The sequence below is a fragment of the Anaerospora hongkongensis genome (genome assembly GCF_004339805.1).
Lineage (GTDB): Bacteria > Bacillota > Negativicutes > Sporomusales > DSM-15969 > Anaerospora > Anaerospora hongkongensis.
In genome coordinates, this window is record NZ_SLUI01000002.1 from 228,116 (window position 1) to 253,633 (window position 25,518).

The following is a 25,518-nucleotide window of genomic DNA, read 5'->3' on the forward strand; positions in this document are numbered from 1 at the left end:
TGGCTGGAGGCATATACGTTGAAAAATCATTTTTTATGGACTGATACTATATGCGGTAGTGAGATGGCCGCCTTGATGGATAAGATTGACTGGACGTTGACTGAAATGGGACCGGTCATCGATTGGCCGGAGGACTTACGCACTGCTCTGACAATCTGTCTTGGGTCCAAGTTCCCCATGGCTATCTGGTGGGGCAAAAATTACACCATGTTTTATAATGATGCGTACCGCCCAATGCTGGGACTGTCCAAACATCCTTATTATCTGGGAAAGTCGGGAAAAGACTGCTGGTCAGAAATATGGCACATCTTAAGCCCTATGTTCGAAAGTGTTTTTCTAATGAAACAAGCAACGTGGTCAGAAGACCTGCTGCTGGAAATGGACCGAAACCACTATATAGAAGAGACGTACTTCACTTTCTCCTACAGCCCGCTGTATAACAATCTGAAAGAAGTCTATGGAATTTTCAATGTGTGTACAGAAACAACCAGCCAAGTGATTGGCGCACGCCGGCTGAAAATAGCAAGAGCGATGAATCAAGAAAGCAAAACTGTTCAGGCTGCAGCAGCGCAAGTCCTGCAGGTAATAACCGAGAACCCCCTCGACATTCCCTTCGCAATATTGTACTTAGTTGATGACACTTCTGCCAGTATGACTCTCGCCGGTACCACCGGCTTTAACAACACCGCCAAATGCCCGGCAGCAATTGATCTGCTTTCACCAGTTGGCCCCTTGGCTATACTGGCGGCCTCGGTTTTCCACACGGGAAAAGCCAAAATTGCCGCTAATATGGAAGAATTATTTACAACCATTCCGTCCGGCCCTTGGCAGCAGCCGCCTGCTTCCTGTATCGTCCTGCCCATTAAGCATCAGGGACGTAACCGGATTTCTGCCATTTTAATTGCCGGAATCAGCTCCCATCAAATTTATGATGAAAATTACCGGAGCTTCTTCGAGTTATTCTGCGCTCACACGAGCACACTGTTCACAACTGCCCGGGTCTACGAGAAGGAGCATCAGTGCGCTGAATCGGAACAAAAGTTTGCCAAAGTCTTTCACAGCAACCTTTGTATGATGGCGATAATCACTGCCAAAACAGGGGCATTTGTTGATATAAATGACCGCTTCCTGGCTATTTTAGGCTTTAGCCGGGAACAAGTACCCTATTTAACCATTGGCAATTCCGGTATTGTCACTTCTCCGCCGGTCGACAGTCTGCTGGGCGCGTTCGCCAACAGTGATATGCTAACAAACTGCGAAGTTGAGTTGAGAAACGTTGCCAATCATTGCTACACTCTCAGTCTCTCCGGCAGTTTGGTCACGCTTAATAACACAAAATGCATTTTGTTAATGGCTTTGGATATAACGGAAAAAAAATGTATCTTAATGAAATTACCAAACTAGACCGGCTGAATATGGTCGGCCAGATGGCTGCCGGCATTAGTCACGAAATCAGAAATCCGCTGACTACAGTTAAGGGTTATTTACAACATTTGATAAGAAAACCGCCCCTGACCCCCTATAATGAACAATTCGCACTCATGATCTCCGAACTCGACCGGGCCAGCGGCATCATTACGGAATTCCTTTCACTTGCCAAGAACCGCTTCGTTCAACAGGAGAGCTGTTCGCTCAGTGAGCTTATCACCGAACTGCTGCCACTGATTGAAGCGACTGCCATGCTCGAAAGCAAAGTCGTTTTTCCCGTTCTGGAGTCGACTGCCGCGATTTTTGCCGATCCCAAGGAAATCCGGCAGTTGATTTTAAATATCGCCAAAAACGGCTTAGAAGCCATGGAGCCAGGAGGTATACTAACCGTTAAAACCTATGAGCAAAACAATCACGTTGTATTGGCAATCGCCGACAATGGCTGCGGAATTTCTGAAGAAATGCTGACAAAGCTAGGTACGCCTTTTATGACTACCAAGACTACCGGAACCGGTCTGGGACTGCCGATATGCTACAGCATAGCGGACAGGCATAATGCCAAGATCAGGGTAGTATCCGACTCAGGCGGAACAGAATTTCAATTTCACTTTATGCCAGTTCATCCATTAACGACGCTATAGAAACCGCATTGAGAGGCTGCTCAGCCAGCGGCTTGCCAGCCAATTGTGGTAAAGATGCTTCCAAGGTCATGCGCTCCGTACGGTATATTACCCCGATCGGTATTTTTTCTCCCCATTGCCCCGCAACGGCGGCAGCCTGCGCATAATCGGCAGCATCATAATCCGGCTCCTCCAGCCGATAAACACGTTCCTGGTACCATTTGTACGTATTAACATGATTAAAGGAAACGCAGGGCTGCAGAATATCCAGCACGGCAAAGCCCTTATGCTGTACTGCCTGCACCATATAATCAGCCAGCCTAGGATCTGCGGCAGTTGAGCGTCCAACCCAGGTTGCTCCCGCCTGCAGGGCCATTTGCACAATATTGATTGGCTGTTCTACACTGCCCAGCGGCGCAGGGGTAAATTTTGTAATTGCGCCAATATCACTGGTTGGAGAAGCCTGGCCTTTCGTCAAACCATAGATCTGGTTATTGTGAATGATATAGGTAATATCCAGATTGCGCCGGGCCGTATGAATGAAATGTCCGATGCCCAGCCCCATACCGTCACCATCTCCACCTTCGGCAATAACCGTAAGCTGATGATTAGCGAGCTTAACGCCTGTAGCAACAGGCAGGCTTCTCCCATGCAGCGTCTCAATCCGGTAAGTATTAACATATTGACTGATTTTGCTGGAGCAGCCAATACCGGTTACCAGCGCAAGCTGGTCCGGCTCAACACCCAATTGGGAGATTGCCTTTTTTAAAGCATTCAATATGCCATAATTGCCACACCCCATGCACCAGGTAGGAACATACCGCAATTTTAAATCTTCCATTAGGCGAGAACCTCCTTTATTTTTTCTACCAGTAAGGAAGCAGTAAACGCGCGGGAGTCATATTTCAGCAGGCTGGCATTTACCGAGAGCCCGGTATGCATGCGGATCATTCCAGCCATTTGGGATGTTTTATTGCCTTCGACCATTATAATCTTTTTACTTGCCTGCAAAGCTGTTTGCACTGCTTCAGCGGGAAAAGGCTGAGGATATAAAATCTGCAGGAAGTTTACATTTCTTCCTTCCTGATTTAGCTCATCGATCGCTCCCAGTACAGCACCTTTGGTCGATCCCCAGCTAACGATAGTAATTTCAGCGGTCTGAGGTCCATGCAGCTTAATGGCCGGAATCTCGCGGAGCAGAGCGGGAACTTTCGCAAACAGTTTATCAATTCCTGCTGCTGTTATCTCGGGTTCCATTTCGGCATATTCCTGGTTGCCCGAACTGTAAAACCCATCTTCACCATGCGTATAGCTTGTGACAATGTGGCGCCCTCCCTTTTGACCGGGAATGGCACGGGGAGAAATGCCATCGGCAGTATGTAAGTAGCGCTGATAAGGCTGTTGTTCGCTCAGCCACGCTTCATCTACCATTTTTCCTCGTTCAATTGTTAATCCCTGCTCCTCGAAATAGGGATGCGTAACAACAGAATCAGCCAGATATTTATCGGTCAGAATAATACCGGGCACTTGGTACTTCTCTGTCAGATTCAACACGCGAAACGTCTCGGTAAAACATTCTTCCACATCACCGGGCGCAACAATAATCCGCGGAAATTCGCCCTGGGAGGCATAGGCTACAAAATTAAGATCCGCCTGGGCAGTGCGCGTCGGCAGACCGGTGCTTGGTCCCCCTCGCTGGGCCTCAACGATAACAAGTGGGACTTCACCTATGGCGGCAAATCCCAAGGCTTCCGTCATCAGGGCAAAACCGCCGCCGCTAGTGGAGCCAATAGCCCGTACACCGGCATATCCGGCACCAATCAGCATATTCACTGCCGCGATTTCATCTTCAGCTTGTTTAAAAACCACTCCGTACTCGGCGGCATGATCAGCCAAATAGCTTAATACACTGGACCCCGGTGTCATCGGGTATCCAGCAGCAAATTTTACGCCGGCTTTTAATGCTCCCATCGCAATAGCATCGTTGCCGTTTAACAGCATTTTTTTATTGCCATCAGCCCGAAATTCCAGCGGAAACAGCATTTTACCGCTATATTGCTGCCTGGTTTGTTCATATACCCGCTTCAGCAAAGCAAGATTCTGTTCCAAAACACTTGCTTTCTTAAACTCGCTTTTCATTGTATCGGCAACCAGCGCCAGTGGAAAGTCTGTTAAGGCACAAAAAGCCCCTACCATAGCGCTGTTAGCCATTACTTTGGCCGCTTCACCGGTAAGAGCTCCAATTAATTTGACCGGATACAAATTTACTCCTGCCGGAACTTTACTTTCATCGGGTTTTACCGCATCACTGTCATAGAGAACCGCTGCTCCTTCTGCTAATTTTTCGTAATTCTGATTCAAAGCCTGCTGGGATAAAGCGGCCAGAAATTCATAGCGTTCTTCATGAGCCTTAACCGGCTGCTTATCAAAACTGACTGCACAGGTATTGAGACCGCCTTTAATTAAAGAAGGATATTCATTGACAACAAACGTCCACAGGCCATTTCGGCTTGCCGCCTTGGCAATTAATGTACCTGCACTCATGATTCCATAGCCTGCAGGGCCACCAAACATAACGGTAAATGGTTTTCGATTCATAGAAATTCCTCCGTTCTGCGTTATTGTTGAGCTGTATCCTAATCGTTTATAGGAATAATCATTATTATTTAACTCTTGTTCGACGTTTTCCACTTAGTACCTGCTTGAAGATGCTAAAATCAGGAAATTCCCGAAAATAAAAGAAAACATATGCCCGATTTGTGCTATGGATTCTCTATGGCAAGAGGCTGTCTCAAATTACTTTGAGACAGCCTCTTATAGGTCATATCGTAAATTTCCGCACAGCTTTTTGCAGTTCTGCCGCTATATTGGCCAAGGACTGACTGGAAGCAGCAATTTCTTCCATAGAAGCAGACTGTTCTTCCGTTGCCGCCGAAATATTCTGAGCCTGCCCGGCAATATCCCGGCCGATTTCATCAACTTCCTGTGTAGCCCCCAGCACTTGCTTACTGGCTTCGACAGCCTGGGTCAGGCCTTGCGCAATTTTCTGTGTTATAGCGGCAACCTCCTCAATCTGGTGCTGAATTTCAGTAAAAGAAGCTCCAGCCTGATCAACTACGGCATTGCCTTTTTGGACTTCGGCTGTGCCTGCAGTCATTGCTACAACAGCCTGATCTGTTCTGTCCTGAATATCACGAATTAATTCGGAAATTTGTTTTGCGGCTATCTGCGATTGTTCCGCCAATTTCCGTACTTCCTCTGCTACTACCGCAAAGCCCCGGCCCTGCTCACCAGCTCTGGCAGCTTCAATTGCCGCATTTAAAGCCAGCAGATTGGTCTGGGCAGCAATTCCTGATATCGTATCCACAATCACGCCAATTTCCTTGGAACGGTTTCCTAATTCAGCAACAGCCTCGGCCGAACTCTCGACCGTACGCTGGATTTGATTCATTTGCACAATTGCATTATCCACAGCATTACTGCCTGCTACGGTAGAGGCCACAGCCTCTTTCGTAATTTTGGCAGCCTGTACGGCAGCCTCTGCTCCCTCTTGCGACCCTTGCGTAATATTTTCTACTAGCGCCAGTACATTAGCAACGCCTATCGTCTGCTTTTCAATGCCTTCCGACGTTGACGAAATAGAAACCGCAACCTGATTGGCAGCTTGTGCCGATTGCTCAGCTCCGGCATGCAGCTGTTCTGCTGAAGCAGCTACTTGCTCCGTTGCTGCCGTAACCTGCCGCATAAGGCCGCGCAGATTACTTGCCATTTGTTCAAAACTTTGTGCCAGCCGTCCTACTTCGTCCTTGGATGTAATCTTTAAGGTGGTGAGCGAAAGATCGCCTTGCGCAACTTTTGCAGCTTCCTGTACCAGCACTTCAATCGGCTGCAGCGTTTTTAACAGGTAACGCCAGCCAATTAAGCCTACCAGAATCAGCCCAGCGGCAAGAGCGGCCAGCATCCAAACCAGACTGGCATAAAAGCCTGCTGTAAACTCACTGGTCGGCAGCGAAGTAATAACAAGCCAATTTGTGTTGTTAACAGTGGTTACGAGTGCAACAGAATCCCGGCCGGCAAGATCGGTATAGTGAACAAGCCTGCCAGGCTGGCCTTTCAAACGATTCATTAAATCGTCAGCTATCTTTTTTTGTTCTTTTACCAAATTCCGGTTGGTGTGAGCAATAAGCGTTCCATCCTGACTGATAATCGCAGCAACTCCCGTTGCGCCCACTTTGACTTGCCCGAGATAGTTCTGCAGAGTTTCCAGATTGACGGCCTGAAGCACCATTCCTGTCAGCTTTCCGCCCTGATCCTTTACAGGCTGAGTGACTATTACGGAAGGCACACCTGTTACTCTATTGACAATAATATCACTGACATGGGATTTTTGATCCCGTAAGGTATCTTTAAAGAAAGTCCGGTCGGCCAGGCTATCACCAATTACTTTTGTATCGTACGGAGCAATTGCCAGTCGTTTGCCGGTTTGATCTAAAAAGTTCAACCGGTCAACTCCCCAGGAAACACCAAAATAGGTATCGATCTTAGCCTGTATGCGGGCAGGGTCAGCCGATTGCAATTCGCTGTCCTGTCCGTAAACCTTGCCGCTTTTATCAAACGATTCGAATAAATCGCTAACCTGCCCGGAAAGCTGCACAGCCTGGTTCACCATCGTGATTTGCGTGCTGTTCATTGTTTGCTGGTATAAAACATACATGCCGGAGCCGGCAATAATCATGCCTACAACTAATAAAGAAATCACAAGTAAAGCAACCATTTTTGTTTTAATTGACATTGTTCTCCCCCTAATAGACATTCATAAGTTGATGATGATTACTTGTACGAACGAGATACTTGATATTAGCATGCTTTACTAAAAATTGGAATGCTTTTTTTGGAAAAGTAAAACCGCCTATTGGCGGTTTTTCTCCTGACAGATCTCTTTTATCAACTTACCAATTCTGGCAATACCTTCAACGATCCGTTCCTCTGACATATTGGAAAAATTCAGGCGCAATGTATTTTCATTGCCGCCATTCGGGAAAAACGCGCCTCCCGGAACGAAGGCAACCTGCTTTTCAAGACATTTGATCAATAAATCCCGGGCATTTAGCTCCTTCGGAAGCTCTACCCAGAGAAATAATCCCCCATCGGGCTGCGTATAGGTTACGCCCGCAGGGAATTCACTTTTTATTGCTTCCAGCATCAGATTCCGTCTTGTTTTGTATACTTTTCTAATTTTTTCAATATGTTCTTTTAGATCAAACATTTCCATGAATTTGCTTACCTGCCGCTGGGCCATTGTGTTGGTATGTAAATCGGTACTCTGTTTGAATATTATGTATTTCTGTAGAATCTCCGGCGCCGCGCACAGCCAGCCCACTCTGATTCCCGGAGTAAGAACCTTAGAGAAAGTGCTTTGGTAAATGACCCTCCCTTCTGTATCAAAAGCTTTTACCGGCGGTACACGCTCTCCGGCAAAACGCAATTCTCCATAAGGATTATCTTCCATCACCATCACATCATATTGATTGGCAAGCTCAACTAATCTTTTCCGTCTATCGATGCTCATAGTCCTGCCAGTAGGATTCTGAAAATCCGGAATGGTATAAATAAGTTTCGCCTGTGGATAGCGCTGCAGAGTCTCTTCAAGGGCGGACATGATCATCCCCTGCTCATCCATAGCAACTTCCACAAATTGAGGAGAGTAAGTTTTAAAGGCATTAATAGCGGCAAGGTAAGTGGGACTTTCGCAAATAACAATATCGCCTTCATCTAAAAATACTTTCCCTGTAAGGTCGAGTCCTTGCTGCGAACCACTGACAATCAATACATCAGTGCAGGAAGCAACCACTCCTGCCTCAGCCATTCTAGCTGTAATCTGCTCTCTAAGCGGCTGATACCCCTCCGTTGTGCTGTATTGCAGTGCTGCCCTGCCATCGTCACTGAGAACAGCTGTACACACTGCTTTCATCTCTTCTACAGGAAACAATTCCGGTGCCGGAAGTCCCCCGGCAAAGGATATCACGTCAGGCCGTTCCGTAACTTTCAGGATTTCCCGGATTTCGGAAGCCTTCATTTGTTCTACCCGGCGGGCAAAATGACCTGCCATACCTATCAACCTCCAATTTCTATATATGATGGCTCTACTATAGTCTAAGCAGTATATAATGAAACTTCGGCTTATGCTTAGCATTTACCTGCCACCCCTCCGCTTCTTTCGGCGGTACCCAGTAAACTGCACCTATTGCCGCACTGGGGCCAGTATGTTATCCTATCAATACGATTAATTAAACTAAAAACTTCAATAATTTTTTTCAATAGCGAGGTCATTATTTTGGAGTTTAGACAACTGCAAACATTTGTGACAATCACTCAAGCCGGCACCTTCGCACTGGCTGCCGAGCAATTAGGCTATACGCAGCCTACACTAACCACCCATATTCAAGCGTTGGAAAAAGAATTAAATATCAAATTGTTTGACCGTCTCGGACACCGTATTCGCTTAACCCGGGATGGTGAACAGTTTTTAGGTTATGCCGAGCGTATTTTAAAACTTACCCAGGAAGCTGCCAGTGCGGTATCACCACAGCAATCCTGCTGCGGAAAGCTGATTATCGGCGCCAGTGAAACGTTCTCTGTGCTGCGCTTACCAGCCCTGCTAAAGGAGTTTCGTCACAGCTATCCTGCCGTTGCGCTTGAGCTGCAGTTCGGCAGTATTGCCAAGTTTCGCGATGACCTGAAAAATAATGGTATTGACCTGGCATTCATCCTGGCTCAAAAAAACAGCTATCCTGATCTCACTTCCGAGGTGCTATGCCCGGAGCCAATGTCCTTCATTGTTGCACCTGATCATCGCCTGACCGATCAAAGCACCTTCAGCCTGACTGATGTGGCAGCCGAGGATTTTATTGTTACTCAGTCGGGCTGCGCTTATCGCGATTATATTGAAAATCTGCTGGCACAAAACAATATTCATCCCCGCTCATTTATGAAAGTGAAAAATATCGAGGCCATCAAACAATTTGTTATCAGCGGCCTAGGTGTAGCGATTTTACCGCGTATCTATATTGAAAAAGAACTCGCCGCTAATCTGCTTGCCGAATTACCCTGGACCGGTCCTGACTTTGGCATGTATACCCAGTTGATCTATCATAAGGACAAATGGCTGTCACCGGTTATGCTAAGCTTTCTGGAAGTAACCCGCAGCCGGTTCTTTGCTTAAAATCCTCGTTTCCTTCCTTCTGGAAAAAGGCGGTCCGCAGGATGGGAAATGCTCAGCTTACGTTAAGAAATTCGTTTGTCACAAAAGTAACAAGCCGGTCCTTTTCCGCTGTTGCCTGGATATACAAAAAAAGGCTGTCACATTATGCTTTTTAAAGCATTTTGCGACAGCTTCTTTTATTAAGAAAATATCTCCAAGCCTACCGGACAATGATCACTGCCCATAATCTCCGGGTAAATAACCGCCTCTTTAACCTGCTCCTGAAGACGGTTGGAAATGAGGAAGTAGTCAATACGCCAACCAATATTGCGGCTTCGTGCCCCCATCATATACGACCACCAGGTATAGGCATTTTCCTTATCAGGGTACAAAAAGCGGAAGCTGTCGGTAAACCCTCCCTGGAGCAATTCGGTAAACTTGCCTCGCTCCTCATCCGTAAAGCCAGCATTGCGTTTATTGGTTTTCGGATTCTTCAAATCAATTTCCTGATGGGCAACATTGATATCGCCGCAGACAATCACCGGCTTGCTCTTATCAAGCTGCTGCAGATGTTCACGAAAAGCATCCTCCCATTTCATGCGGTAGTCAAGCCGCAAAAGATCACGCTGCGAGTTCGGTGTGTAAACATTTACCAGAAAAAAATCATCAAACTCTAATGTGATCAGGCGCCCTTCCTGATCATGTTCCTCATGATTCATGCCATAGGTAACAGCCAGCGGCTTCAGCCGGGTAAAAACAGCCGTACCGGAATACCCTTTCTTTACGGCATAGTTCCAATACTTTTCGTAACCGGCAAGTTCTATATCAACCTGACCTTCTTGCATTTTTGTTTCCTGTACACAAAATATATCGGCATCGATCTGCGTAAAAAAATCGATAAAACCTTTATTTAAGCATGCCCTGAGTCCATTTACATTCCATGACACCAATTTCATTTTCGTACCTACTTTCCATTTTTGTTGCGCAGCTCTAATAGAGAATTCGAGCTAGCCTGTCGATACTCCTTGTTGACAGAGCTGCACATTGCAAAGCAGCTATGAGCGCCAGATAGCAAAGCAAAACGGTACTAGCAAGGGAGCGGCCACGGTGGTAATTAAGCCCATAAAAATCATCGAGAGACTGGCGATCGCCCCTTCCAGCGATCCCAATTCATAGGCTTTGGAGGCTCCAGTTCCATGAGCGGTGATCCCAAACATCATCCCCCTGGTAACAGGTGTTTTAATTGAGCCCCATTTCAGTGCCGAAGAAGTTAGTACGACTCCAATCACACCTGTAACGATCACAAAAACGGCGGTCATTGCCGGATCTCCCCCTAAAACCCGGGCAACATTCATGGCCATGGGGGTGGTAATGGATCGAGGAGCAAGACTTGTCACTATCTGCGGGTCAATCCCCAGCAGTTCTGCAGCTCCTACAGATGTCAAAATCGCCACGACAGCGCCAACGGTTACGCTCACCATAAGCTCAACAAGATAGGTCTTAATAATAGTCCGGTATTTGTACATCGGCACGGCAAAAGCCACTGTTGCCGGCTGCAGCATGTAGCTCAATAAATGGCCTCCCCGGTCATAAGCGGCAAAAGAAATATGAAAGCCTGTCAGCAGGGCAATCAAAACGACGGGACAAACAATCAGCGGTGATAATGCAATTGCAGACGATCGCCGGTAAAGCAGCTTCGCCAGGATATAAACAATAATCGTCAGAAACAATCCAAATAGTACTAACATGCTTTTTCCCTTCTTTCCCGGTAACGGCCGATTACCTCAGCCGACAGCACAACAGCTGCCAGGACTGCAGCAATGCTGAAACCTACAACAAATAATAAGACTCCGATCTGACTGGCAAATACACTTTCATATTGCATGACCCCAATTGCCGAAGGGATAAAAAATAATAACAGCTCAGCAATTAAAAAATCTGCACCTGCTTCAACCCACGCTAACGACAAAATTTTTGTTTTCAGCAATCCGAAAAGGATTGCCATCCCCAGCAAATTACCGGGAATCCCTCTGCCAATCAATTCCGACAGGCTATTGCCAATACTATTGATACCACATAATAATAAAACCTGCATCGTAATTTTTACCAAATGCATATATCCTCACTCCTGTCATGCATCTCAGTCTACATCGTCCGGCAGGAATAATAAAATACTTGTAATATATAACAGCTATGCGTTAAAGCTATAATGACGTCAGCATCGGAGGTTTTCCTGTGGATATTTTGCATTTACGTTACTTCCTTGAAGTAGCCCGTCAAAAGAGCTTTACCAAAGCATCACAAACCCTGCGTGTCAGCCAGCCGTCGATCAGTAAGGTCATTAAAACACTGGAGAATGAATTAAATATTACCTTGCTGGAACGGGCAGGACGGGAGGTTGAATTAACAGATGCCGGGAAAGCCGTGTTTGAAAAGGCACAGCATGTTGTTCTGGAATTCCAGGATCTTGCATCTGAGTTAAGCGAAGTATGCAATCTAAAAAAGGGGGAAATTACGATTGGACTGCCACCTATGGTAGGCGCCCGTTTTTTCCCAAAAGTCATTGGCCATTTCCGGCAGGCATATCCGCTTATCCAAATTAAATTGATCGAAGTTGGCTCCAAACAAATTGAAGCTGGTGTAGAGGCTGGGACACTGGACCTCGGAGTAATTGCATTGCCAGCAAGCCAGGAGGGCTTTGAACTTTTTCCTTTTGTGAATGAAGCTTTGTGCGTTGTTTTATATCAGGAGCACCCACTTGCCGGAAATACTGCCCTCACCTTGGCGGCCCTAAAAGAAGAGCCCTTTATTTTATATAAAGAGGACTTTTCTTTATATGACCATATCCTCAGCCAGTGTCAGGCTAGAGGGTTTCGGCCGGCTATTGCCTGTCAAAGCTCGCAATGGGATTTCATTGGCGAAATGGTAGGTGCCAGACTGGGCATCGCCTTGCTGCCGGAAACAGTTTGTAAGGAATTAGATAAGGACCGGTTTCGCTGCATCCCTTTGACTGATCCGGTCATTCCCTGGAAGCTGGCCATCATCCGCCAAAAAAACCGCTATTTATCTTTTGCGGCCCGGGAATGGCTGAGCTTCACCAAAGCGTTTTTTCTTGCGCAAAATACGAACACGAGTCTATAAAAATGATTGATTTTAACCCAATATCGCGATATGATAGAACTAGTATTAGCACTCATTACACAAGAGTGCTAACAATCACATGTGAACTCGTAATTACCTAGTAAAGGAGAATCTGCATGACTGAACAAACACTTACCAAAGAAACCCGGGAGTTTCAGGCAGAAACCAAACAACTGCTGGATTTGATGGTTCATTCTATTTATACGAACCGGGAAATATTTTTACGGGAGTTAATCTCTAACGCCTCTGATGCCATTGATAAAATCCGTTTTGAGTCGTTAACCAATCAGGATTTGCTGGAAAATAACCGGGACTTTGAAATTTTTATTGTCCCTGATGAGGACAGCCATACATTAACCATCTCCGACAACGGTATTGGCATGACCTATGCTGAGGTAATTGAAAATATCGGTACTATTGCCAAATCGGGAACCAAAGCTTTCTTCGAAAAACTAAAAGAAAATGAAACAGCCTCCGAGCATGAGTTAATCGGCCAATTCGGTGTTGGCTTCTATTCTGCTTTCATGGTTGCTGATAAAGTGACCCTCATCACGCGGGCACCTGGCCAGGAAAAAGGCATTAAGTGGGAATCAACCGGCGACGGTACATATACAATTGAAGAAATTGAAAAGCCCCAGCGGGGAACGACTCTTGCTTTAAGTTTAAAAGAAGAATTCCATTCCTCCGAAAAACCGGAACAAAATTTTCTAAATACTTCCGTTATCCAATCGCTGATCAAAAAATACTCAGATTATATCCGCTACCCGATTAAAATGAACTTTACCCGGGAAGAGCGCGAACGGGATGCCGACGGGAAAGTAATTGAAGATGCTCCGGTAAAGCAAGTGGTGGAATTGCGCACGTTAAACTCCATGACACCGCTGTGGACCAAGAGCAAGGCCTCGATTACTACCGAAGAATATCATGATTTCTACAAAAATCTGTTTCACGACTGGGAAGAACCTTTGGAAATCCTGCACAATAAGGCTGAAGGCGCCGTCGAATATACGTCCCTCCTGTTCATTCCGTCGCATGCGCCTTACGATTTTTATGACCGTGAAGCAACTGCAGGAATCAGGCTCTATTCAAAACAGATTTTCATCATGGACAACTGCAAGGATCTGCTGCCCGAGTATTTGCGCTTTGTCCGCGGTTTAGTTGATTCTCCGGACTTTTCCTTAAATATCTCCCGGGAGCTTTTACAGCACAGCAGCCAGCTCAAACTGATCGGTAAGAATCTGGAGAAAAATGTCCTGAAATCCCTGAGCAGCCAGTTGTCCAAAGACCGTCCAAAATATGAAAAATTCTGGAAGGAATTCGGACGGGCGCTCAAAATCGGCGTATATTCCGATTACCAGAGCAGGGATAAACTGAAAGACTTACTGTTGTTCTCTTCCTCCCGCTCCGCCGAGGAGCTCACTACCCTGGAGGAATATGTGCAGCGCATGAAGGAAAATCAAAAATCGATTTATTATGCTACCGGTAAAGACCAGGCTTCGGTAGACCGCCTGCCTCAGCTGGAGCTGTTGCGTGAAAAGGGAATCGAAGTTCTTTATCTCTTCGATCAAGTTGACGAATTCGCTATTGATGCTTTACGGGAATATAAGGAGAAAAAATTCCAGTCCGTCAGCCGTGGCGATTTGAATCTTGACGAAATAGACACAGAAGAAGGCAAAAAAGATACCGAGGCTCTGGCCAAAGAAAATGAAGGCCTAATTAAAGCGGTAAAAGAACATTTAGACGGCAAAATTGCTGATGTAAAAATCAGCAGCCGCTTAAAATCAAGTGCCGTTTGCTTAGTCAGCGATAATAGTGGAATCAGCCTTTCTATGGAGCAAATCCTGGCTGAAATGAATAAGACCATGTTCAAAGCCAAGCGCATCCTGGAATTGAATCCGGAACATGAAGTGTTCGCAGCACTGAAAGAACTGTATGAAACTGCTCCTGAATCAGAAGCGTTCCAGGACTATTGCGATTTGCTTTATGTGCAGGCAATGCTGATTGAAGGCCTCCCGCCTGAAGATCCGATTGGCTTTGCCGATAAGATGTCCCGCCTGATGGCTCGCAGCAAAAATTAATGAATAAAACTGCCCTGCTCTTTTGAGCAGGGCAGTTTTTATTCGTCGTTTTCCTTGTTTTGCTGTCGATTGATTTTGGCTTGATCAGGCGTCAGTTCCTCAGCGGTTTCAAACTGCAGCTGCCGGCTGGCAGTACCAGGTGCAGCCGCCGCTCTTTTCTGATAGAGCTTTTGACCAGTATAAATCGCTGAAAACAGCAATACTAATCCCATTCCGGCTGCCAGACCGGCCCCCTGCCCGGCGACAAGCGGCATGCTGGCAATGATTAATAAGCAGCTTGCCAAAGCCAGCCAGGAAGTATAGGGATAGCCGGGAAGCTGGCATTTGCCATCAGGCGAACAGCCATGCTCCTTGCGAAACTTATAATGAGAAGCCAGAATAACCACATAGGCAAAGAGCAGAGAAAATCCACCTGAGCTGACAAGAAAAAGATAGACCTGTTCTGGAAGAAAGAAACCCATTCCCAGTGCCGCCAGCATGGCAGCACCTGAAAACAAAATTCCTTTGCGCGGTATATCGCCTGTATCCTTCACCCAGTCAGGCGCATGCCCCTCTTCAGCCAGCGAGCGGATCATCCGGCCCAGGCCAAACATGGCGGCTAACATAGTGGAAAGGATAGCGGTAACCAAAACAATATTCATAACTGTACCTGCCCAGCCAAGATTCCACTGGTCTAACGCCAAGACCAACGGACTTTCAGCGGTACTTAAAGCGGCTGTGGGAATAAGCGGCAGCAAAATAAGCACTGCAGCAATATATAGACCTGCCAATCCGGCTATCGTATAGGAGATCGCTTTGGGCACGGTCTCAGCAGGATTAGCAGTCTCTGAAGCTGCCAGACCAATAATTTCAAATCCCGCATAGGCAAACATAACAATCAGCATACTTCCGGCAATCCCTGCTATTCCCCGGGGAAACCAGGGTTCGGTCAATAGAGCTCCGGCTCCTACCCGCTCCGTGCCGGTAAAAACGCCACTGATTAAAGCAGCTCCCACCACAACAAAGCCGACAATCGCGAGCAGCTTTACAGCCGCCAGCCCGCTTTCCAGCTTACTTAGTTTATCAGCCCCGAGCAAATTTAGAAAAGTCACGCTGACAATCACGCCAGCTCCCAATAAAGGCACCGATAGTGCAGGGAACCATTTTTGCAGGATAATGGATACGGCCGCGGCCTCGCTCGACATGGCAAGTACCATACCGCTCCAATACACCCACCCTACGACAAATCCCAGTCCCGGCCCATATGCTTTTTGCGCAAAGGTACGAAACGAGCCGGGAGCAGGATCGGCTACTGTCATTTCCGACAGGGCAAAGAGAATAACGTAAACCAAAGCGCCTGCCAGCAAATAGGAAATCAGGATTGCTGGACCTGCTGCCTGGATGGCTACTGCCGACCCAAGAAAAAAAGAGCCGCCAATCACCGTTCCTAATGCCATCATCGTCAATTGCCAGGCTGATAAGCCCTTATCATTTTTCTCCAAGATGAAACCTCCCGGTAAAGATACTCATGAAAAAAGTATCTCCCACCTACGGCCAAGTTATGAGAAAAGAGAGAGAGTCAAAAAACATGCACGCTTGTACGTTTTATTGCAGATGAAGCCATAAGAACAGCACCGGAAGCTCCACTAGCAGAAATACCACCGTCGTAAGCACAAAAGCAGCCATAGCAATATCGAGATTCAGATTGTGAATTTTAGCGGCTACAACAGCATTAATAGCAGTTGGCATACAGGCCAGTATTAAAATGGTATTCCGGGCGATTTCATCTGTAAAAACCAAAACTGCCAGCATATACGACAGAAGGGGCGTAATTATAAATTTAATGGGAATCAAGTCTAGAATCCCTGTATAGCAGGCGCGCATCCGGCAAAAATCAATCGAATAGCCAATAGGGAGCAAAGCCGTCCAGGCACCAAGGTGCACCAGCGGATCAACAAAAGCCCCGGCCAGTTCCGGCCGGGGAAGATCGGCAAACCTGAGCATCAGGCCTACTGCCATCCCCACAACCGGCAGCTGGGTCCGATTCAGAAACATTGATGAAAATGATGGTCCTTCCGTACATTGCTGAATGCTGCGCTGGTAATAATAATGAGCTAAGGGAAAGCAAAACATAAAGGTAATCACCGTTTGCAGCAGCACAACCAGCTGAGTATAGGCAAATCCCGTTTCACCATATAAAATAAAGGCGCATAAACCGCCGAGGGTGCCTACATTCGACAGCATCGCGCAAATAATATAAGTTCCTTTATTCAGCTCTTCCGTGTACTTTTTCTTAACCCGCAGATAAGCAATCGCTCCGGGGATAAGACTGATTAATATTCCGAACACAGGAAACCAGATTAATTCGTAATACAGGGAAAGTACCCAAAATGTCAAAACCGATAAGACCGGGTAAATGATACATATATTCCAATCAATCATTTTTTGAAAGAAACGTTCATAATCTTTTCTGTGATAACGCAATGCATAACCAAGTGCCAAAGGCAAAACCAAATCAACAAGGATGTATGCTAATTTAACTTTAATATCCACGCTGTTTCTCCTACTGCAGGATTCTGCTCTCCTAATTGTATCAATAGATAATCCGGCAGGCAATGTTTTAACAGGCGAAATTCCTTTGCAGGATATCCGAATTCACTCACGTATATACTAAAAATACTGTTTAGGAGGTTAGTCCCATGATTATCAATGAAACCTTACAAACAATAAAAAACCGGCGCAGCATCCGCAGCTTCAAAGAAGAGCAAATTACAGAGGAAGAACTCCAGACTGTCCTTGAAGCCGGTTTATACGCGCCAAGTGCTGTTAATCAACAAGCCTGGCATTTTACCGTCATTCAGAATCAAGAGCTGCTCAACCGGTTGAATCTGCATGCCAAAGAAGCTGCAAAAACCTTTGACGACGAACACATCCGGGCAATGGCCAATAATGATAAGCTCCATATTTTCTATGGGGCACCTACGGTCATTTTAGTTTCCGGTAAGGAAACAGCCACGTCAATTGAATCAGACTGCGCCGCCGCCAACGAAAATATGCTGCTTGCTGCTGAGTCAATCGGCCTGGGGGCTTGCTGGGTCAATTTAATCCTGTTTTTATTCTATCATCCTGATGCCAATAAATTCAGGCAGCAACTAGGTATTCCTGATGGTTTCAAGCCCGTCTGTTCTGTCGCTTTGGGATATAAAAAGGCCAATGCCGTCAACGCACCGGCCCGTAAACCTAACCGGGTTCATTATATTCGCTGATTCAACAACCGACAAGCAGGTATTTCAATACCTGCTTTAATTGTCGGCAACGAAAAACCCTGCGGCCAAACCGCAGGGTACTTTTGAATATTCAACAAAAATGATGAAAGAATAAGCAATAAAGAACATTACATGTCAGTGCTGCTTTTTCAGGAAAAATAACCGCATCTATACGTATTGTGTTTTAAGAAAAATCCTGTTACTATATAAGTCTGCATATTTTGCTTTATTCATAATAATCCACGTTAATTATACAGTGAGGATCAGGGTCTTGTCAACTTTGATCCTTCCATTCTGTAACTCGGAGGCCTAGCATGAACGATCAGGAACGGCAAGCCGAACTGCGGCGACTTGATTTAACGCTTGAAGAAATAGAAAAACAACTCCTGAGCAGTGACCAGGATTGCAGTGCTCAAGAAGCCGAGCTGAAAACATCTTTGCAAAGCTATTGGGATTATGGCGGCAGCAACACCGTAGACGAAGCGCAATTGGTAGAAACGGTCGATCGCCAGCGGGCGCTTACTTCCGTAACGCATAATGCGGCGCAGCGGCTTCGGAAAATGATCAATTCTCCCTATTTCGGACGAATTGATTTTGTGGAAGAAACGCCCGGCTATCAAGAGCAAACTGAGCAAATTTACATAGGAATTGCGACATTGACTCATACGGAGACAGAAGAATTTCTTGTCTACGACTGGCGGGCCCCTGTATCAGGCATGTTTTATGATTTTGGTCTGGGAAAAGCCTGGTATGATTGCCCGGCAGGCATTATCAATGGTTCGATTACCTTAAAACGGCAATATAAAATTGTAAACCGGCATATGGAATATATGTTTAATGCCGATTGGAAAATAGATGATGAAGTGCTGCAGGAAATTTTAGGGAAAAGCGCTGATGATAAAATGCACACGATCGTGAATAGTATTCAGCGTGAGCAAAATCAAATTATTCGCGACGAAACGCACCGGGCGCTATTTGTGGAAGGTCCTGCCGGCAGCGGTAAAACTTCTGTTGCTTTGCACCGCATCGCCTTTCTGCTGTACCGTGACCGGGATAAAATCACCGCAAAGAATGTGCTTATTCTCTCCCCTAATCATCTGTTCAGTGATTATGTGTCAAACGTTCTGCCTGAGCTGGGCGAAGAAAATGTACCGCAAATGACGTTTCAGGACTATGTCACCCAATCGTCAGCTAATCTTTCGCTGCAATTTGAAACCCGCTCCGCCCACCTGGAGCAGATTTTTGCCAATTCGCATGAGGAATCAGCGCAAATTCGGGCAGCTGGTATTCGCTTCAAATCCTCCGGAACTTTTGATCAGGCTCTGCAAGAATATTTAAGCTGGCTGCAAACGAGCCTGGTAAATGATTATCCGGACATTGAAGTTCAAGGTGAGATTATTTTCACCAAAAATGACTGGAAGCACTATTTTCTGGAAAGCTACTCTTCTATGCCTGTAACACTCAGGCTGGGGAAAATCCGCGAGTTACTGCAAATCCGTATGCGTCCTTTTATTCATGCCCTGCGCAATGAAAAAGAGGCCGCACTGATTGCCGGCGATGAAGAAGTAAACGAAAAAGTAATTAAAGCACTTGCCCGTATTCAAGCCAAACAGCAGCTCCAGCCGATTTTTGATAAAATTGACCGCCTTACCAGCCTTAATCCACTGGAGGAATATCGCCGTTTTTACTCCAAGAACAGTCGGCTTATTCACTATCTGGGTAATAAGCTGCCGGCAAAATGGCATGCGATCCGAAAACAAAGCCTTTCCTTTATTAATCAGGGTATTTTGCCGTATGAAGACATTCCCCCCTTCTTATATTTTCAAGGCACTCTTCAGGGCTTTGCCGCCAGACCGGATATTCGGCATCTCATCATCGATGAAGCCCAGGACTATACCGCGCTGCAATACAAAATAATGGTCAATCTATTCCCCAACTCCTCCTGGACTGTTGTCGGCGATCCCGAACAAAGGCTGCATCCTTTTCTGCATACTGCTACATTCAAGTCAGCCAGCACAATCATTAATGCCGATAAGTTTTATATGTTCCGCCTTACCCGCAGCTACCGGTCAACCAAACAAATCCAGGAATTTTGTCAGGCTTTGCTTCCCCACAAGGCTAAAGCCGACCCCATTAACCGGCCTGGCCCCTTACCGGTAGTCCATTTTGTAAAAGACCGCGATGGATTGCCAGAGCTCATCGTAACTGTCGTCAGGCAGCATTCGAAAGAAGGCTGGAACTCAATTGGGATCATCTGCAAGAGCAATAGTGAAGCAGAATTGCTTTTTGCTGCGCTCAAAGATCAGTTAAAGCTGCATCTGGTAACAAATGAAGATGACCATTTTCATCGGGGAATTGTGATTATGCCGTCTTACCTCGCCAAAGGCCTGGAATTTGATGCTGTATTGGTCATCAATGCCGATGAAGCAAACTATAACCATTCCGAAGAACGACATATTCTGTATACCATCTGCACACGGGCACTGCATCGCCTGACACTATTTTATTCGGGAACGGTTTCACCGTTTATTGAGCAGCTGGATAAAGATTTGTATAAATCGCTATAAGAAGAAAAAAAGACTAGATCTTACTTTTGGCATTGCCCCAAAAGTAACAAGAGGCATCTCAGATGAGATGCCTCCTTTTTTGCTATGAACCACCAACAGGCAGCGGCAGAACATAATAAAACACGGTGATAAAATGGGCAGCACTTCCGGCAATCACGAACAAGTGCCAAACCATATGGTTGTAAGGCAGTTTTCGCCAGAGATAGAATACAGCTCCCACTGTGTAGAAGAGCCCGCCAGCAATCAGCCAGTACATTCCGGCAGCAGGCAAAGCAGCCGCGAGGGGCTTAATAAAAACTACTATAAACCACCCCATGGCAATATAGCAGAATGTTGACAGCAAGTTAAACCGCTTAACAAAGAAGATCTTTAAAATCACGCCAATACCTGCGAGGCTCCAGACTACTCCAAAAACGGTCCAGCCAAGAGTTCCATGCAGCAAGACCAGCGTAAACGGAGTATAGGTACCGGCAATCAACAGGTAAATCGCCGCATGATCAAAGATTTTAAAAATATGTTTGAGCCTTTCGCTTGTAAAGCTGTGATACAGTGTAGAAGCCAGGTATAACAGAACCAGCGAAGTACCATATATACTGAAACTGACAATGTGCCAGACCGTACCATGAAGATAAGAAGACACGATCAGCGTAATCAGGCCGGCTAAGGCAAAAATTGCACCTACGCCATGTGTAACGGCATTCATTATTTCTTCCATAAAACCTCCTAGCCTCATTGGGACTTGTTCTGGTTCTATTATAGCATAGCTTTCCCCCAAAACTATGCTTCCCACTCAAGAAAAAACTTCCCAAGTAAGCTGAGCTGCAGAAAATAGCGGCTGGATTTTAGCTGTTCACTAGACTGCCTGTTCCTCATGTTCTTTTAGATCAAGCAAAAGAAATTCTTTTCCCGAAATGCCCGGTTTAGTCATTTCTTCCGGTGATAAAATAACATCTAACCGTTCGACCGGAAGCAAGTTCTTAGCAATAATAATCTCTTTCACCGGGATCCCGCTAGCTAAGGACTCCCGCGAGATGGCACATGCTTTTTCATACCCAATATGAGGTGAGATCGCGGTAATAATGCCGATACTATTATCGACCATTTCCTGACATCGCGCTAAATTTGCCTTAATGTTGGTAATGCAATTATAATTCAGCGCACGGATTGCATTAGTCAGAAATTCAATAGAATTAAAAAGATTATAGGCAATCACTGGCTCCATCACATTTAGCTCAAATTGACCGGCTTCAACGGCTAAGCTGATAGTTAAATCATTGCCGCACACCTGAAAAGCAACCTGATTCACCACTTCCGGTATTACGGGATTAATTTTCCCTGGCATAATAGATGAGCCTGGCTGCATAGCCGGAAGCAAAATTTCATTAAAACCGCATTTAGGTCCTGATGCCATCAGCCGTAAATCATTGGCTATTTTTGATAATGCCAGTGCGCTGACTTTTAGAGCACTGGAGAATTCGGCCAAGTCATCTGTATTCTGCGTAGCGTCAACCAGATTGGGTGACAACACAAAATGCTCCCCTGTCAGTAGCCCGATTTGCCTTACTACTTCCTCAACATATTCCGGCTCGGCATTTAAGCCGGTTCCTACAGCGGTCGCTCCCATATTGATGCAGTATAACTTAGCCATCGCCGTTTTTACCCGGTTCGCAGCCCTGTTAACAACACTCGCATACGCATTAAATTCCTGTCCCAGTGTAATGGGAACTGCATCCTGAAGATGGGTCCGGCCCATTTTTAATACACGGGAGAACTCTTCCGCCTTGCAGGATAAAGAAGCTCCTAAGCCAACGAATTCCTTAATTAAATGGTTGGCTTTTCGAATAGTGGCAATACGGATCGCGGTGGGGATAACATCATTAGTAGACTGAGACATGTTTACATGGTTATTGGGTGACACAATATCATAAGTGCCCTTCTTGCCGCCGAGCTTTTCTATCGCAAGATTAGCTATCACTTCATTGACATTCATGTTAATAGAAGTCCCGGCCCCGCCCTGTATACTATCCGCAACAAACTGTTCATGCCAATTGCCGTCAATAATCTCTTCGGCTGATTGGACAACTGCCGTGCCAACATCGGGTGATAATTGTCCTGTCAGGATATTCGCCTTGGCTGCCGCCTTTTTAATAATAGCTAAGGCAATAATAAAATCCCGGTTTATCTTATGACCGGTAATCGAAAAATTATGGACAGCACGTTTGGTTTGAACTCCATAGTATGCGTCATCCGGCAAGTCCATTTCTCCCAAAAAATCGTGTTCTGTACGCATAAACCACACTCTCCCTATTAAATATTTGAAACACTCTTGTATATTGTATATTGTATACATTATGCAGAGATATTTCAAATAAGATCTTTCCGCTTATTTAAAAAATCCTCAGAAACAGCTTCTCTGTCCCCTTGTTTTAGGGGAAAAAGCGAAAGAAAGAACAAAGCGCTCAACTATTTCAAAATAGCTAAGCGCCTTGCTGCCGTATCGATTCCGGAATTAACTCAAGAAGAGAAGAACGATGGTCGTTAATACTGCAATGGTAATTGCCGGCGGATCAACATGCGTGTTGCCGCTGTTGAAGGTTTTGCCCACAAAGTCGCCCACAAAGGCTCCTAATATGCCAAACAGTGCGCCAAACCACAGGCTGCCGGTAGCTGCAGCGGCAACCGCCGCCGGTAGTGCGAGATGATGAGTAACAGGACCCACTCCCATAAACTGAACCAGAATCAGACTTGTCGCTGCTATGCCAAAGCCCAGAATAACATTTTTCGTAACTATTGTCGCATAAGCGGAAATCAGCCCTACACCCAGCCCTAATACTAAAAGAGCTGCAGCCGAACTGCGGTCGGGCAGGGTATACGCTCCAAACAGTTTGCCATTGCCAAAAATAAGTCTCGCAACGATACCGGATAGCCCTACAGTTAAGGCAACCGTATCGGTAGGAACAGCCGCACCGGCGAGTAATTTTTGTATGATAAGTCCACCGGCACCGAATATACCGCCAATTACGAGGACAGGTCCATTATTATATTTGATTAAAGGCGTTAAGATATCGTTACCGGCAGTAAGATCTTTCTTGCCGGCATAGGCTGCTGCCGCAACGCCGGCAGCAAAGGAAATATGGGGACCAAAATAAGGGCCGAAGGCCATGTCGGGATTGTTGATTAAGACTAGAATACCGCACATGATAAAGGCCGGAAGTCCGCCCACTGCCGCAGCAAAGACACCGCCGCCAAAGGCTGCCGCCAACTCATTGAAAGCAAACACGATTCATCTCCCCCTGTTCTCTCTTCCCGATTTTAAAACAACGAGGCATGCAGGCCCTGATGGGGAGCAGCGATAACAAGCTGATCAACCAGAAATCCGCTTTCTTCTATCGCTCTGCTGCCTGCCCGTACGGCAGCAGTCACGGCACCAACCTCTCCACTTAACGAGACAACCGCCTTTCCCCCCATACCCCGGGCAAGCCGCACTTCCAAAAGGTCTACAGCTGCCGCCTTTACCGCCTGGTCGGCGGCAACGATTGCCGAAGCTACAGAATAACTTTCAATAATGCCGAGCGACCTTATTTTCTTAATTTCCGTACAGCCTGACAAGGCCGGAAAAACACTGGGGTGGATATTGGGCAGGACAAATTCATCAACAATGTTTTCGGAGCCGCCTGCTGCCAACCCACTGCGTACCGCACTTTGTACCGCCCCTACATCTCCGCTGACCATAGCAACATACTTACCCGGACACAGCGGCTGGGCCAGAATCAATTCAACATTGGCCGCCTTGAGCATAGCATCGGCGACTAAAATCCCTTTGGTTATATTCTTTATCTCCAATAGTCCAATCGCATGTTTCATTTTCTTCTCCCCCTGCCGCCTACATCGCTCTGATCACAATGCTGTCATCAACCGCCACTACCGTACCGGCAATGCTGGCGTGGACATTTGCACCAACTGCCGCTCCTTCGGGGATCACGCCAATTAATTCTCCCCGCTGTACTGCCGAGCCTGCCGCCACTACTGCCTTGGCAGGCGCGCCAATGTGCTGGGATAACGGAATTCGTACCTCATGCACCGCAATGGCCGGAGACTCTAATGGTGCCTGTACGTCATACCGGTCAAGCCCCAGCCGGTACAACAGCCGTTTCGTCGGAATTCTCCGGTGTTCACGGGTTCCTAAAACAGCAGCCGGTGCGGCATGGTGAGGGTTACGGATACCTGCTTTAGCCAGCTGACGCTTCAGCTCGCCATTTACCCGCCGGGGTGATAAGCCCATGGTGCAGCCAAACGTATCACAGGCACCACATTCGGAGCATAGGAACGCCTTTGTCAGCACTTCTGTTTCTGTTAACTGCCCCCTGCCGATTGCCTGCATGATACGGTGAGGCTGCAGGCTGTGCCCCAGCAGATGACGCGGACAGGCATCGGTACAGGCCATACAGTTGCAGCAGACTGCTTTCGCCCGGTTAGCAATAATATTCCAGGGCATGCTCTTTTCCGTAACGAGCGAGTGATCCTGCGGCAGCACGATAATACCGCCTGTTGTTTTGGTAACGGGCGCCTGAGGTGTCGTTAAGCGCCCCATCATAGGCCCGCCGTCAATCACTCGATAGTCACCGATGCAGGCGCCTCCCGCCAGGGCAATAACTTCACTAATCGGCAGGCCAACAGGTACTTTAACTGTTATCGGCCTTACCACTGCACCGGTTACGGTAACATATTTTTCGGTAACAGGAATTCCTTCCAACGCCTGCGTAACATTCAGCAGTGTTTCCACATTGGTCACAACGACGCCTACATTAAGCGGTATACCACCTTCCGGTACAATGCGGCCAGTCACTTCGTGAACAAGTACCTGTTCGTCACCGGCCGGATAAAAATCCGGTAAATAAAACAACTGAACTTCCGTTTCCTTGAGCTGCGAAAGAGCAGTTGAAATATTCTGAACTGCCGCTTCATACTTACGCTTCAGGCCGATGTAACCGCGTCTGGCTCCAGTAGCCAGCATGATCGTTTTTAAACCAATAATCAGCTTGCTGCATTCTGCCGCCATGATATGCTGATGTGCTCTAAGCAGCGGTTCACACTCGGCACCATTGGCAATCACCACATCGACAGCGGCACTCAGTTTTAAATGGGTTGGGAAGCCGGCTCCGCCGGCTCCTACTACGCCCGCTGCCTTAACGGCAGCTATAATTTCTTCTTTCATCGTTCCACCCGCTTCCTTATGTA

The 25,518-nt window shown here is 46.6% G+C and carries 21 protein-coding genes; 7 read left to right on the forward strand and 14 right to left on the reverse strand.

Features of this window, described 5'->3' with window-relative positions:
* Positions 1 to 18: 18 nt before the first annotated feature.
* Complete coding sequence (locus EV210_RS03595; RefSeq protein WP_132075691.1) at positions 19 to 1,404, forward strand: GAF domain-containing protein; 1,386 nt, start codon at positions 19 to 21, stop codon at positions 1,402 to 1,404.
* On the forward strand, positions 1,377 to 2,069 hold the full coding sequence (locus EV210_RS03600) for an ATP-binding protein (protein ID WP_165898774.1): 693 nt from the start codon (positions 1,377 to 1,379) through the stop codon (positions 2,067 to 2,069). Before EV210_RS03595 ends, EV210_RS03600 begins: the two co-directional genes overlap by 28 nt.
* Here the strand turns inward: EV210_RS03600 and EV210_RS03605 are convergent.
* The 4 genes from EV210_RS03605 to EV210_RS03620 all read right to left on the reverse strand — a co-directional run bounded on the left by EV210_RS03605 (position 2,038) and on the right by EV210_RS03620 (position 8,157).
* Complete coding sequence (locus EV210_RS03605; protein WP_132075697.1) at positions 2,038 to 2,889, reverse strand: thiamine pyrophosphate-dependent enzyme; 852 nt, start codon at positions 2,887 to 2,889, stop codon at positions 2,038 to 2,040. The two genes, EV210_RS03600 and EV210_RS03605, sit on opposite strands and share 32 nt — an antisense overlap.
* Entirely contained in the window at positions 2,889 to 4,646 is a 1,758-nt protein-coding gene (locus EV210_RS03610) for a 2-oxoacid:acceptor oxidoreductase subunit alpha (protein ID WP_132075700.1), read from the reverse strand. The genes EV210_RS03605 and EV210_RS03610 overlap by 1 nt, the downstream gene beginning before the upstream one ends.
* 223 nt (positions 4,647 to 4,869) lie before the next feature.
* Positions 4,870 to 6,840 (reverse strand): methyl-accepting chemotaxis protein, encoded by a 1,971-nt coding sequence (locus tag EV210_RS03615; protein ID WP_165898775.1) that lies wholly within the window; start codon positions 6,838 to 6,840, stop codon positions 4,870 to 4,872.
* A gap of 117 nt (positions 6,841 to 6,957) precedes the next feature.
* Positions 6,958 to 8,157, reverse strand: coding sequence for an aminotransferase-like domain-containing protein (locus EV210_RS03620; protein ID WP_132075706.1), 1,200 nt, complete (start codon positions 8,155 to 8,157; stop codon positions 6,958 to 6,960).
* Positions 8,158 to 8,382: 225 nt separating this feature from the next.
* Between EV210_RS03620 and EV210_RS03625 the strand changes: the two genes are divergently transcribed.
* Complete coding sequence (locus tag EV210_RS03625; protein ID WP_132075709.1) at positions 8,383 to 9,270, forward strand: LysR family transcriptional regulator; 888 nt, start codon at positions 8,383 to 8,385, stop codon at positions 9,268 to 9,270.
* Positions 9,271 to 9,449: 179 nt separating this feature from the next.
* Here EV210_RS03625 and EV210_RS03630 read toward each other — a convergent pair whose 3' ends face one another.
* The 3 genes from EV210_RS03630 to EV210_RS03640 form a co-directional block, all read right to left on the reverse strand.
* Entirely contained in the window at positions 9,450 to 10,205 is a 756-nt protein-coding gene (locus EV210_RS03630) for an exodeoxyribonuclease III (RefSeq protein WP_132075712.1), read from the reverse strand.
* Between the two features lie 99 nt (positions 10,206 to 10,304).
* Positions 10,305 to 10,997, reverse strand: coding sequence for an LrgB family protein (locus EV210_RS03635; RefSeq protein ID WP_132075715.1), 693 nt, complete (start codon positions 10,995 to 10,997; stop codon positions 10,305 to 10,307).
* Positions 10,991 to 11,365 (reverse strand): CidA/LrgA family protein, encoded by a 375-nt coding sequence (locus EV210_RS03640; RefSeq protein WP_132075718.1) that lies wholly within the window; start codon positions 11,363 to 11,365, stop codon positions 10,991 to 10,993. Before EV210_RS03640 ends, EV210_RS03635 begins: the two co-directional genes overlap by 7 nt.
* A 119-nt stretch (positions 11,366 to 11,484) precedes the next feature.
* Here EV210_RS03640 and EV210_RS03645 point away from each other — a divergent pair, with 119 nt between their 5' ends.
* Together EV210_RS03645 and htpG are read left to right on the forward strand one after the other, a co-directional pair.
* Complete coding sequence (locus EV210_RS03645; RefSeq protein ID WP_132075721.1) at positions 11,485 to 12,390, forward strand: LysR family transcriptional regulator; 906 nt, start codon at positions 11,485 to 11,487, stop codon at positions 12,388 to 12,390.
* A gap of 116 nt (positions 12,391 to 12,506) precedes the next feature.
* Positions 12,507 to 14,468, forward strand: a complete 1,962-nt coding sequence (gene htpG / locus EV210_RS03650; protein WP_132075724.1) for a molecular chaperone HtpG — start codon at positions 12,507 to 12,509, stop codon at positions 14,466 to 14,468.
* 38 nt (positions 14,469 to 14,506) lie between these two features.
* Here htpG and EV210_RS03655 read toward each other — a convergent pair whose 3' ends face one another.
* Both EV210_RS03655 and EV210_RS03660 read right to left on the reverse strand, forming a co-directional pair.
* Positions 14,507 to 15,949, reverse strand: coding sequence for an amino acid permease (locus EV210_RS03655; protein WP_132075727.1), 1,443 nt, complete (start codon positions 15,947 to 15,949; stop codon positions 14,507 to 14,509).
* 103 nt (positions 15,950 to 16,052) lie between these two features.
* The gene (locus EV210_RS03660; protein WP_132075730.1) at positions 16,053 to 17,000 is read right to left on the reverse strand and encodes an AEC family transporter; all 948 of its coding nucleotides are present in this window, start codon (positions 16,998 to 17,000) and stop codon (positions 16,053 to 16,055) included.
* A gap of 146 nt (positions 17,001 to 17,146) precedes the next feature.
* Here EV210_RS03660 and EV210_RS03665 point away from each other — a divergent pair, with 146 nt between their 5' ends.
* Positions 17,147 to 17,713 (forward strand): nitroreductase family protein, encoded by a 567-nt coding sequence (locus tag EV210_RS03665; RefSeq protein WP_207900640.1) that lies wholly within the window; start codon positions 17,147 to 17,149, stop codon positions 17,711 to 17,713.
* Between the two features lie 314 nt (positions 17,714 to 18,027).
* Positions 18,028 to 20,280 carry a HelD family protein gene (locus EV210_RS03670; RefSeq protein ID WP_132075733.1) on the forward strand — a complete coding sequence of 751 codons (2,253 nt, stop codon included), beginning with the start codon at positions 18,028 to 18,030 and terminating at the stop codon, positions 20,278 to 20,280.
* Positions 20,281 to 20,362: 82 nt separating this feature from the next.
* Here the strand turns inward: EV210_RS03670 and trhA are convergent, their stop codons facing one another.
* The 5 genes from trhA to EV210_RS03695 form a co-directional block, all read right to left on the reverse strand.
* A complete protein-coding gene (gene trhA, locus EV210_RS03675) occupies positions 20,363 to 20,995 on the reverse strand; it encodes a PAQR family membrane homeostasis protein TrhA (RefSeq protein WP_132075736.1) in 633 nt (210 codons plus the stop codon).
* 138 nt (positions 20,996 to 21,133) lie between these two features.
* A complete protein-coding gene (locus EV210_RS03680) occupies positions 21,134 to 22,570 on the reverse strand; it encodes an aspartate ammonia-lyase (RefSeq protein ID WP_132075739.1) in 1,437 nt (478 codons plus the stop codon).
* 219 nt (positions 22,571 to 22,789) lie between these two features.
* Complete coding sequence (locus tag EV210_RS03685) at positions 22,790 to 23,560, reverse strand: DUF7973 family transport facilitator (RefSeq protein ID WP_132075742.1); 771 nt, start codon at positions 23,558 to 23,560, stop codon at positions 22,790 to 22,792.
* Between the two features lie 32 nt (positions 23,561 to 23,592).
* On the reverse strand, positions 23,593 to 24,144 hold the full coding sequence (locus EV210_RS03690) for a BMC domain-containing protein (RefSeq protein WP_132075745.1): 552 nt from the start codon (positions 24,142 to 24,144) through the stop codon (positions 23,593 to 23,595).
* 19 nt (positions 24,145 to 24,163) lie between these two features.
* Entirely contained in the window at positions 24,164 to 25,495 is a 1,332-nt protein-coding gene (locus tag EV210_RS03695; protein ID WP_132075748.1) for a 4Fe-4S dicluster domain-containing protein, read from the reverse strand.
* Positions 25,496 to 25,518 lie beyond the last annotated feature (23 nt).

What these genes read in the sequence shown, in the direction of transcription:
- EV210_RS03690 (WP_132075745.1), bottom strand. Translation starts at nt 24,144, where the DNA reads ATGAAACATGCGATTGGACTATTGGAGATAAAGAATATAACCAAAGGG.
- EV210_RS03635 (WP_132075715.1), bottom strand. Translation starts at nt 10,997, where the DNA reads ATGTTAGTACTATTTGGATTGTTTCTGACGATTATTGTTTATATCCTG.
- EV210_RS03600 (WP_165898774.1), top strand. Translation starts at nt 1,377, where the DNA reads ATGTATCTTAATGAAATTACCAAACTAGACCGGCTGAATATGGTCGGC.
- htpG (WP_132075724.1), top strand. Translation starts at nt 12,507, where the DNA reads ATGACTGAACAAACACTTACCAAAGAAACCCGGGAGTTTCAGGCAGAA.
- EV210_RS03695 (WP_132075748.1), bottom strand. Translation starts at nt 25,495, where the DNA reads ATGAAAGAAGAAATTATAGCTGCCGTTAAGGCAGCGGGCGTAGTAGGA.
- EV210_RS03680 (WP_132075739.1), bottom strand. Translation starts at nt 22,570, where the DNA reads ATGCGTACAGAACACGATTTTTTGGGAGAAATGGACTTGCCGGATGAC.
- EV210_RS03670 (WP_132075733.1), top strand. Translation starts at nt 18,028, where the DNA reads ATGAACGATCAGGAACGGCAAGCCGAACTGCGGCGACTTGATTTAACG.
- EV210_RS03665 (WP_207900640.1), top strand. Translation starts at nt 17,147, where the DNA reads ATGATTATCAATGAAACCTTACAAACAATAAAAAACCGGCGCAGCATC.
- EV210_RS03605 (WP_132075697.1), bottom strand. Translation starts at nt 2,889, where the DNA reads ATGGAAGATTTAAAATTGCGGTATGTTCCTACCTGGTGCATGGGGTGT.
- EV210_RS03640 (WP_132075718.1), bottom strand. Translation starts at nt 11,365, where the DNA reads ATGCATTTGGTAAAAATTACGATGCAGGTTTTATTATTATGTGGTATC.
- EV210_RS03620 (WP_132075706.1), bottom strand. Translation starts at nt 8,157, where the DNA reads ATGGCAGGTCATTTTGCCCGCCGGGTAGAACAAATGAAGGCTTCCGAA.
- trhA (WP_132075736.1), bottom strand. Translation starts at nt 20,995, where the DNA reads ATGGAAGAAATAATGAATGCCGTTACACATGGCGTAGGTGCAATTTTT.
- EV210_RS03630 (WP_132075712.1), bottom strand. Translation starts at nt 10,205, where the DNA reads ATGAAATTGGTGTCATGGAATGTAAATGGACTCAGGGCATGCTTAAAT.
- EV210_RS03610 (WP_132075700.1), bottom strand. Translation starts at nt 4,646, where the DNA reads ATGAATCGAAAACCATTTACCGTTATGTTTGGTGGCCCTGCAGGCTAT.
- EV210_RS03615 (WP_165898775.1), bottom strand. Translation starts at nt 6,840, where the DNA reads ATGTCAATTAAAACAAAAATGGTTGCTTTACTTGTGATTTCTTTATTA.